Annotated in this window: 5 protein-coding genes; 2 read left to right on the top strand and 3 right to left on the bottom strand. The window is 37.9% G+C overall.

Annotated elements, in window-relative coordinates; translation table 11 throughout:
• Complete coding sequence (locus tag IGJ39_RS06565; protein WP_019724338.1) at positions 1-1,671, bottom strand: formate--tetrahydrofolate ligase; 1,671 nt, start codon at positions 1,669-1,671, stop codon at positions 1-3.
• A 180-nt stretch (positions 1,672-1,851) separates the two neighbouring features.
• On the opposite strand from IGJ39_RS06565, the gene IGJ39_RS06560 reads away from it, so the two are divergent.
• Positions 1,852-2,064 (top strand): cold-shock protein, encoded by a 213-nt coding sequence (locus IGJ39_RS06560; RefSeq protein WP_029594249.1) that lies wholly within the window; start codon positions 1,852-1,854, stop codon positions 2,062-2,064.
• 108 nt (positions 2,065-2,172) lie between these two features.
• Here IGJ39_RS06560 and IGJ39_RS06555 read toward each other — a convergent pair whose 3' ends face one another.
• A complete protein-coding gene (locus IGJ39_RS06555; RefSeq protein ID WP_019724340.1) occupies positions 2,173-2,610 on the bottom strand; it encodes an EbsA family protein in 438 nt (145 codons plus the stop codon).
• A gap of 75 nt (positions 2,611-2,685) precedes the next feature.
• On the opposite strand from IGJ39_RS06555, the gene IGJ39_RS06550 reads away from it, so the two are divergent.
• The gene (locus IGJ39_RS06550; protein ID WP_019724341.1) at positions 2,686-3,081 is read left to right on the top strand and encodes a ribonuclease HI family protein; all 396 of its coding nucleotides are present in this window, start codon (positions 2,686-2,688) and stop codon (positions 3,079-3,081) included.
• A gap of 13 nt (positions 3,082-3,094) precedes the next feature.
• On the opposite strand, the gene IGJ39_RS06545 is transcribed toward IGJ39_RS06550, so the two are convergent.
• On the bottom strand, positions 3,095-10,699 hold the full coding sequence (locus IGJ39_RS06545) for a QWxxN domain (protein ID WP_438764330.1): 7,605 nt from the start codon (positions 10,697-10,699) through the stop codon (positions 3,095-3,097).
• Positions 10,700-11,020 lie beyond the last annotated feature (321 nt).

Below are 11,020 nucleotides of genomic sequence, written 5' to 3'. Positions count from 1 at the left end.
TTAGAATAAACCGATTACTTCTCCTTGATTCGTTACGTTCATATTCAAGGCGGCTGGTTTTTTTGGTAATCCAGGCATCGTCATCACTTCGCCTGTCAAAGCGACTAAAAAACCGGCACCTAACTTAGGTACAAATTCACGGATCGTGATTGTGAAATCCTCTGGTGCACCTAATAATGTTGGATCATCAGAAAAAGAGTACTGGGTTTTTGCCATACAAACCGGTAAGTCAGACCAACCATTTTTCTCAAATTCAATGAGTTGATTTTCTGCTTTTTTACTAAAAGAGACTTCTTTGCCACCGTAGATTTTTTGAACAACCGCTTGGACTTTTGTTTTGATCGGATCACTGGATTGGTACAATGGAACGTAATCCGCGCTTTCTGTATCGATCAATTCTACGACTGCCTTTGCTAAGTCCACGCCACCTTCCGCACCATGTTCCCAAACACTTGCGCGTTTTGCTACGACTCCTTCTTTTTCACACAATTCTTTCAGTAATTCTAATTCAGCGTCTGTATCAGTCACAAACTCATTGATTGCGACGATCACTGGAATCTGGTAACTTTTCATATTACGAATATGCCGTTTTAAGTTCGCATATCCAGTTTGCAACGCCTTGAGATTTTCATTTTGTAATTCTGCCTTATCCAATCCCCCGTGCATTTTTAACGCACGGACAGTTGCTACGATCACAATCGCATCTGGTGCTTTCTGCAAATTAGGAACTTTGATATCTAGGAATTTTTCTCCTCCTAAATCAGCACCAAAACCAGCTTCAGTCACTACATAATCCGCAATTTTCAAAGCAGTTTTAGTTGCTAATACACTATTACAGCCATGAGCAATATTTGCAAATGGTCCACCATGGATAAATGCTGGTGTACCATAGATCGTTTGTACGAGATTCGGTTTAATTGCATCTTTTAATAACAAAGCAAGGGAGCCCTCTGCTTTTAGATCCCCTGCTGTTACAGGGCGACGATCATAGGTGTAGCCAATCACGATTCGTGCTAACCGAGCTTTTAAGTCATCTAAATCAGCAGCTAAACACAAAATTGCCATGATTTCACTAGCCACCGTAATGTCGAATCCATCTTCTCTTGGTACCCCTTGCATCGGTCCGCCCAGCCCAACGATCACATTTCGCAATGCTCGGTCGTTTAAATCCACCACACGTTTCCAAATGACACGTCGAGGATCGATCCCCAGCTCATTTCCTTGATGGATATGATTATCTAATAGAGCTGACAAGGCATTGTTTGCAGAAGTGATGGCATGCATATCGCCAGTAAAATGCAAATTGATATCTTCCATTGGTAATACTTGTGCGTAGCCACCTCCTGTCGCTCCGCCCTTGATTCCCATAACCGGACCTAATGAAGGCTCACGTAATGCAATCACTGCTTTTTTGTCTATTTGGTTCAATGCGTCACCTAATCCGACTGTAACTGTTGATTTTCCTTCTCCCGCTGGTGTTGGATTGATAGAAGTTACCAATATGAGGCGACCATCCTCTTTTTCCGAAAAATCATTTATTGCGGTAAAGTTTATTTTTGCTTTGTATTTTCCATATAATTCCAAATCATCTTCATTGATTCCAATGCTATCCGCCACTCTAACTATCGGTTTTAGATGTGTTTCTTGTGAAATTTCTAAATCATTCTTCATTAAAACTCCCCTTTTCACGAACTATATATAAAAATAATTATATTTTGTTAAGTTAAATCCATTATACCTGTTTTCCTTGTAAAAAAAAACAAAAAAAACTGACTTTTAATTTATTTGACGTACCTATTAATTCTCTTTATAATATAGGCTATGATCAGACATAGAAAGGTCGTGAGTGTTTTGACCACAGGAATGGTGAAATGGTTCGATAACAAAAAAGGATATGGCTTTATTAGTTATGATGAAACAGAAGAGATCTTCGTACATTTTACTGCAATCGAAGAAGAAGGATTCAAAACACTTGAAGAAAACCAAGTGGTAGAATTTACCGTCATTGAAGGTAATCGAGGCGTTCAGGCGGCCCATGTCAAAAAGATCAATGATCAAGCTTAGTCCAATCAAACAAAATAAGCTATTCCGATATTTTTCGGAATAGCTTTTTTATTATTATAGACGACTCTCTGTGCAGTTAAAGATGGCTAAAGTCTCTATCGTTATTTTTTACTCAACTAAATCATTCGTATTCTCTGTCAGTGAAGAAGTGTTGATCGTTTTTTTATGTGGATGTTTCAAGTGATCAAGCAATTCTCCTTGTGCCTTCTGATTGACGAAAATCACGAATGGCTCTTTACCTTTTACAAGAGATAAAGATACTTTACGTTTTTGTACGTGAACTTCCTTGATTTCATTGATAGGTATGTCGCGATCTCTCCAAAATGCAGCATATTTTATTTTTATTGCCTCTTTCTTTAAAACGAGTGAGCGTCGAAATCCTAGCAAAAGAAAAATAAAGAAAATTCCCATTAAAATATTACTTTTCCAATAAGGCCTTGTATTTTCTAACGATAAAATCAAACTCAAAAATAATAGAATAAATGTTGATGACCAATAAATGATCGACTGTGCCGTTTCGGGCTGCCAGCGAATATTTTTTTTCATTCTTCAACCTCGTGTCTTTATCTGTAGTGGTATAATAAGTCAAACCGACAATTTTTGAAGGGCGTGTTTTTCCTTATGTTAAAAGTATACATTGACGCATCAACAAAAGGCAACCCTGGACCTAGTGGTGGAGGAATATTAATACTCGCTGATCAGCAACAAGAACAGTTGTCTATCCCTTTGTCCTTTGGTTCAAACCATCAAGCCGAGTTTGAAGTCTTTTTAAAAACTTTAGAAATTCTAAAGAATAGACAGATGACCGAAGAAATCATTCTCTGCTATTCCGATAGTAAAGTACTTGTATCAACTATCGATAAAAATTATACGAACAACAAAGATTTTTTACCTTATTTAGAAAAAATACAAAGTCTATTAAAAGATTTTTCAATGTTGATCCTTCAGTGGGTACCTGAAAGTAAAAATAAAGGCGCTGATAACCTAGCTAGACAAGCGTTACAAAAAACCTTATAAACTATCGGTATATTTAGTTAAACCCCCTCACACTCAATTCTTTTTTATTTAAATTGGAAAATGAAATATTCACTGTTTTATTCGTTTCCTTGCTATTTGTTGCTGCTTGTTGGACGATAGTAGCAAAACTTCTTTTGTCACGAATATTCGGAGGAGTTGGAAGGGTTGGGGGTTGATCCTCTCTGATATTTCCTGCTTTGGTTTGGTTCTTTTCAGTTTCATATTCTTTTTCTATGATAAAAAAATTCCCCGTATGCATCAGCGCAAAAAAAATGAATATTTTAGGATCGATTAAAGGTCCATCCCTCAACCCTCTCTCCACACGCAGACGATTGAAGAAATCATTGTCTAATGCAAGATCTCTTATAATCGTCATCACCACTTCCGCATCTAAAATCAAAAAATTTGCTGCTAACATTGGATCATTTAAAAGTTGCTTTACCACCTCACTGCGAGCTAATTTAGGCAAATCGAATTCTTGCGCCAAATGTCTAACAAACAAATCAAAATTCTCAGAATACGTTATTTCCACATATTCAAGGTCATAGCGTTTTCTGATATCTTCACCACTACTTTGAAATCCTATCGGAGGATCTTCAAATTTAGCATAATCAACTGTGCTTGATACAATATGCGTGGTTTCGTGGATAACCGTTCCGGATAAAGTAGGTGTAGTTTGAATCGTTGGCTTAGCTGACGGCTTGACATGAAATTTATCCGCCATGATCAGTATTCGGCATTCTGGGTCAGCATTTACAACAAACGCCACGGTAGTCGGAGGTTTCACTTTGGATGTATAATAGTTTTTCGTCTTTTTATCATAAACTAAATCGGAGGAGACAATCCAGATATTTTTATAGCCTAGATCTTTTGATAAATTGAGAAACTGTTCGCTTTTATCCGCTACAATCAATAATCTTTTGATGACTTCTTTCATTATTTGTTCTTTATTTTCGCTGGTTTCTAGCTTGAACATGTGATTCAAATATTGACCGGGCTTTCTTTCTGCAAGTGTTTCAAGTGTTAACCACTCCTCTGCTTTTTTCTTGAATGTTTTGAGATAGGTCACTGCCTCAGCGACTCCCGAAGCGACTTCTTGTTGAAATACATCAATGTACTCTGGTACTTTATCAGAGGTAAAGCCAGGAAATATTCGGTAAGGAATCTCGGGCTTGTTCGCTAGTATCCTTGCGATTTCATGCTTCATCCCTGATTTTGCCATCCCATCAGTACGGGCAGTTGGATTCGTATATTCTGACACAAAAGAAGTCAATGTTGGAAGCTTCACTCGGTCATCCTCATACCTGAACTTCTTTGGATGATCAGAAAGTATCTGGGCTTTTCTGAACTCATTAAATGTTACCGCTACACCAAGGGAATCTGGTAATTTGTAATACGGTGGGTATTCCAAAATTTTCGCTATCTCTGCTAAAGTGTCTGCCTCATGTGATGTTCCCGCTTCTCCAATTTGCGGAATTGGTTGCTTTTCTTTTTTTTCCCCTGCCGCCTTGTCCTTTGGTTTCTTAGGAACACTTTTTTTCCCACCTGCTAAGATGGCATGGTGTGGATCAGCAAGCAATCTTTCTAATGGGGTCTCCACACGGAAATGATTGTGTATCTCATCAAATCTCAAGATGAGCAACGGTCTAGTTACCTTTTTCTTAACCAGGTGATATCGTTGATTTTCTTGATCCATTAAAATCAATGGAACATAGCGATTATTCACCTTGATATACGTTCTTCCTGAAGAGGTACGCATCAAGCCAAACTCATCAGGTGGTGTAAGTGAGAGGGGACTACTGATACTTTCAAATTGTTCCGGTTGACTAGCAACATAGTCACTTACATCTTTTGCTAATCTTGGCGAAGTCTCAGTTTCGAAATACCAGCCAATACCGTTAAATCGGATAGGGAATAAGGTATCTCCTTCATATACGTCATATCTTACCCCATGTCCTTCAATCGAATGGATTTGAACAGGAACTATTCGTTGATTCATTTGAATAAAGGAACCAATGACTTCGCCATCCTTCTCTACCTTATATACCTTTCCTTCACCATATCCTTTGGGGTTCAAATTATTTTCTATTATAAATAGTTGCTTGGTATCCACTTGATTTGCGAGCCTGTTTATACGCTCAAGCTCTTCATGGTTGTAAAACAAGTCCCCTTCAAAAGACCTGAGCTGATTCCCATGTAATGTGAAATATCCACCAAAAATATCACCATCTTCTAGATTCATCACTTGCTTGTACAATGAGTCTTTCACACGTCTCACTATACTGTAGGGGCCCTTTCTCGGCAACTGTGCTCTCACATGATCCTCAGGCAACGAAGGTATTTTTCTGGTTAACGTCTCTAGTTTAGTTAATACTGGTTTCAAATGAGCAGGAATGAACCAATGATTTTTCAATTCAGAAAATCCTCTAAGTATCCACTTTGCGCCGTCAGTGACTAATTCAAATCCAGGATCTGCATAGCGTGTTGAACTTTTAAGAAGCGCTTTTATTTCCAAACGAGAGGGTGTGAAGCGCGTTCCGTTTCTTATCGCGTGTCTGACCCCACTTTTCGCAGCCGCTTTTGCCATCCCCAAAGCGAAATTTGTACTCAGTCCCATCACTTGTCCAAAGACAGGGATCAAGAAAATCACATCAATTGTACAGGAAGTAACCGCATCAGAGACATTTTTGTCAATGATCCCGACAATGCAATCGTAAAAGGGAATGATATGTTTGATCACATCCCAAATTTGTTCAGGTATGGATTTATCATTTCCAAACTCGTATAGTTGGTGATAGAAACGATCTCGCTGTATTTGACTGATTGCGATACTCAGTTTTGCATGATTCATCCCTTGCCCTAGTTCATTTTCTCGGTTGATTTTGGTAGAAAACGTGAAATCTTTTTTACCAATTCGGATTTTTTCTCCGTTTTGTATATACCCCTTGCGCCAAAGATCTTTTTGATCAAACAATCCATATTTAAGATATAACAGCGGATCTTTATCCACTCGGTAAAAAATATACCCCCCGTCTTGTCCCAATTTCTTCACAGCATAAAAACGTTCTTCTGCTCCCTGAACCGCTGCAAAAAGATCTGTATCTTCTAGATTTAAGTCGGTATCCAACCATTTTTCACGCTCACTGAAATTGATTGCAGGAACTCCTCCAATAGCTGGTGGCGCATAGTAGTGTATCTGATGCTTCAGCTCTGCCGAGGCTCTATAAATTCGTGTTTCATTTGAGAATAGGAAATTTTTCTCTGACTGATCTAATCCATTCAAAGCGGTGCCGATAAATCGCTGGTTAATTTTGAAAAAAGCGTCGGCTACATCTTTCGTTAACTGTGTGTACCATTCTTCTAGATTTGGTGGTTGGTAGACTTCAGGACAGGGTGACAAGCCTAATAAATATGCTTGATCCAATAACAATCCGATCTTTCCTGAACGTTTGTTGCATTCTTGGTTCACAAATTCTGCCAATGCTTTTTTTCGACGCCAGTTGATCACTGCCTCTTCATAAACACCCATTTCATGATAAACGATTTTTTCATTCTCAACGATTGACTCCATCATTTCTTGCCAGAAGGTGATAAAGGTCTGTAAGGCATAGATTTTATACTCACCATTTTCTATAGCCTCTTTTAATCCTTCTGGGTCTAATTGAGCAGTGGTCAGTAAAGCTGGAGTTAGCAAGTACTGTAAGACTTCAATTTGCTGAATCGATTGTATCTCCAAGTAATCGCAAAAAAAGATACCTAGTCTAATAACGTCTTCCCTGCTAAATTCTGACAGATATCCAGCATCTGCCAATAGTTTTCCCCCAGCTAATTGCATCAATGAGTCGAAATCAGAAATCGGTAAATCATCAGCTAATTGGCTAGACTCAAGAAAATAATTGGGTAATACTTTTTCGATAAATTTTATCCATAGTTTTTCAAAAACTACTTGATCCTTTCTTAACATTTCTTCCTCTCTGCTATCTTTTCCGATGATAGTATGGAGAGTGATCACGCCTTCTTTTCTTAGCGAATCGACCTCTAACAAATTTCTGATTTGTCCGATCGTAAAGCTTGAAGGATCGGGTGAATCGATGATTTTTCTTATGATATATTCTTCAACCGATCCATTCAATATATTTTCGATCGCCCATTTCATAATTGTAGTTTCAGCTTTTTTTACAGAAATTTTATCCTCTGACGCGTCACCCTGCATCTTTAGTTCATTTAAAATGATTTTAGCGATAGGCTGAATTTTGTCTGGCATAAAGACCATGCCAACACCTTCTTGTGTCAACCACTTCCCCATAGATATCAATATTCGTTCCGTTGATTGATCAAAAGGAACAACCCCATGTTGCATAAAAAATTGATTTAACTGAACACCTATATTTTTATTACGCCATCGTTCCTTGCTTACAATGGAATCTATTGGCTCCCTCTCGGTTTGTTCCGTTTGTTTATTGTCTGTCATGTCATTGTTTACAGGTAATCCATGTTGTTCCGTTTGTTTATTGTCTGTCATGTCATTGTTTACAAGTAATCCATGTTGTTCCGTTTGTTTATTGTCTGTCATGTTAATGTTTAAAGGGAATTCATGTTGTTCCGTTTTTTTGTTGTCTGTCATGTTAATGTTTACAGGTAATTCATGTGTCTGATCGTCGAGGTTAAATGTTTCAAATAACCATTTTATATATGTTAATTTGGCTTGTACACCTGAGATGACCCCATCGATTTTTTCGTTCAAAATCACTTGTGCCAATTGCTTGATCTTGACCGGATCAATCATCTCAATCGTTGCTCCCTCTAATAACACCCAATGAGTAACTGCATGCGCAAAGGCACTGGGGTCAGACATATTCCAACTTTGGCCTTGTTCTACGAGAAAATCAGCGACTCGTCGTTTCGTCTCCTCTTTTTGGATGGGTGTATCTTCAACACTTTGTGCATCTTCTGCTTTTTTTTGTAGGTTATTTTCTTGTAGAAACGTATCGATCCCGTCTTTTTTGTCATTGTGCTTCCTTTCTGGCTTCTCATCAATAAGGTAATTTAATTGCGCATTATTATCTTCCCATTGAAGAATACACACACGAGCATCCTGAACAGTCAAAGGTCGCTCTTCAATACCATAATGCTCAAGAAGTAGTTCGGCTGCCTCTTCTTGTCTTTGGACAATCTCCTCGTAGTTTTCCCCATTCAATACCCAACCTTGTAACTTCCTTACTAATTCACTGTTTGACACATTTCCCAATGATAAACTTTTTGAAATAAGGAAAATTCTGACTGCTTTGTTTACAACCAGTGTTTTTTCACGTTGGAGCAAAATCGGATAATCATAATAATATGGCTTGATGGGATTAACATTCGATACCGTCATTGCCTGATCATGTATAAAGTCATGAAAGATTTTCCCACTTACTTTTTTTTGTTCTTGAAGTCGAATAGTATAAGGGGTTTCTGGTGAAGACAGGCGAATATCTTCTGTCTGTTCAGAATTTTCTTTATAGGTACATCCTTTCAATAATAGATTTACTTTCAATTGTTGTTGCACCGCTGATGTTTTGGTTAGCAAGTATGGATCACCTAACCGAATATTTTCAACTTCGTAGGCCTTCATTAAAAAATAAGTAATGAATTGTTCTCTTGATTCTTGTGCCAAAGGGTTAGAACTTCCCCCCGATTCTACAAATTTTTTGAGACCAGCCATTATTTTTTTAGACGTAGCTTGTCCCTGGATCTCCACTTTATTTTTTTTGAGGAACTCAAGGAGAAGTTCTTTTACATTATCCGTTTTGTCTCGGTTGATAAAAAGATCATATTCATAATAAAAGATTGGCAAATCTTGGAATAAGATTCCTGCCGGCATTTCATTATTTTCCAAAATTTCTTTGATATTGTGTACTTGAGCTAAATAAGTGATCGGAGATATCGTAGTCGTAAGATTATTCATCTTCCCTTTAGGAAGCGTCAAATGAACGATCACACTACTTACTTCAGTGAATCCAAAGCCTTTGAAAATATTGTTCGTTCGCCACTGAAGGGCAATTGCGACGGCCTCTCTATAGGTTAATTCTCGATCTGGTATCCCATATTTTTTTAGGATAAGATGCGCTAGAGAGATTCGTTTCTCTAAAATAAGATGAAAGGCAAACGTGTCTTGTTCCCAGTTACTGATCAGCACAAACAAGTCATGAAGAGATAGATCACCCATAAAGTCTTTGACTGCTTCGTTGACCTCGTCTGTTTTGCTGCGCTGTTGAAACACCTCGTGGTCATACCAAAATGGCATCATAGGCGTCATCATATTTTCTGGAAAAGGTCGTCTATGTAAATAGTTGTGGATAATATGATTGATTCTATCGACCGTTGTTTGAGGAAGATCCTCATAAGAAGTAAAACGTATTTTGGAAATCTGTGCCGAAGCAGGTGTAGTTGTCATGGAATGAGAAGGAAGTGATGTAGCATCTACACCAAAAAAGTTTGTCTTTTGATCAAAAAATCCGCTAATGCTTTCAGCAAATCTACTCGTTAGCTGCCAAATAGTCGTTAACAACTGTTCTGATTCTTCTTTTGATGATGGGAGATTGAGCAGTGCTAAATTATGTGCAGAAAAAGGATGTTCATGAGGATTTATTTTTTGTTCTCTGCCAAACGGTTCACGCGCTTTTTGTATCCCATCGAAGGTGTCTTTGAGCCATTTATAAAATTGGCGAGAAGTTCCCTCTTCTGGTCTTTCAGCGCTAGATTTCAATGGGTTGCGAATAAATGAGCGGAAGCTATCGGCTAGATAGAACCAAAAGTCCTCAGTCATACCATGGAAATAGGGGGCATTTGTGTTGTGTGTCCCATTTTGTTTTGTCGTAATAATGCTGGGTGTTTCATCAACGAACTCTTCAAACACATTTTTAAGTTTTTCCGCGATGTCTTTCGCTTCAAAATAATCTCTGTCATTTGTTGGGGGAATTTTTTTGAAATAGAATTGTTGGAGGTCGTGTGAAGGCTCTGTTTCTTGTTCATTTATTTTTTGAGATTTAGCGGTTGCCACTTTACAGATGGTTTTAAAGTGCGTTTGTACGTTTTTGGGTTGTTCCCACAATCCCGCTTTCCGTCCGATTGTCTCTGTTTTTGTCGTCGTGCAATCGTCTAGTTCAACTATGCCATGTACGAATTTATGAACCGCTAAGCTCCATAACTGCGCTGCTTCAACTAACGGGGTTGACGTATTTATCTTTGGGGCAAATTCACTTTGTGTTCTGTTATTGTTTGATACACCGGGGATAGTTCTGGCATCGAAGGTTGAACTTGAAGACAGCGAATGCACCACTTCGTCTTTATGATTGATCCACTCATCAGTTACCACAAAAGTATCCATCTCAAAAATGGCACGGTCTTCTTGGACTGCCCTCTGTTTATTTGGCATTTCCTCTTCTAATTTGAAATTTTGGAACAGACTGAATGCGTAAAGCATTCCGACTGCCGTCTTTAGCCCTTTTCTTGTTGGTTGGTTGCCAGAATGTTCAGAAATATAATTGACCATTCTTTGCTCGGCTTTCCTGTTCACATTTTTATGTCTTTTATTTTCGAATATTCCTATTGGTTTACGATGATCTTCTATCGGCATCTTATTCCCTCCTCAATGGATTCGAATGATTGATTGCTAGGACTTCATCAACAGTTGAACATTGAAACAAGAATTTTCACCTTGTGAATGATAAGAATCATTGACACTCATTATTCTTAAAAGACACAACCTACATCCATAATTATTCCTGTTGTCACTACCGAAAATCTCAGAATCATTGATGGAACAGAATATTTATTTTTATAGTACTTGATAGTATTTATAAAACAACCACTATTATTTCTTAATACAGTAAAAAAAAAGACAACAAAGCGATTTAATTTCTTTTTTCCACAGAATTCAAACGATAGATTATAAATT

The organism is Enterococcus sp. AZ140 (assembly GCF_051714405.1).
Classification (GTDB): domain Bacteria; phylum Bacillota; class Bacilli; order Lactobacillales; family Enterococcaceae; genus Enterococcus_B; species Enterococcus_B pernyi.
Note: the sequence above shows the minus strand (reverse complement) of the source record. Positions and strands in the feature narration are given on the sequence as shown.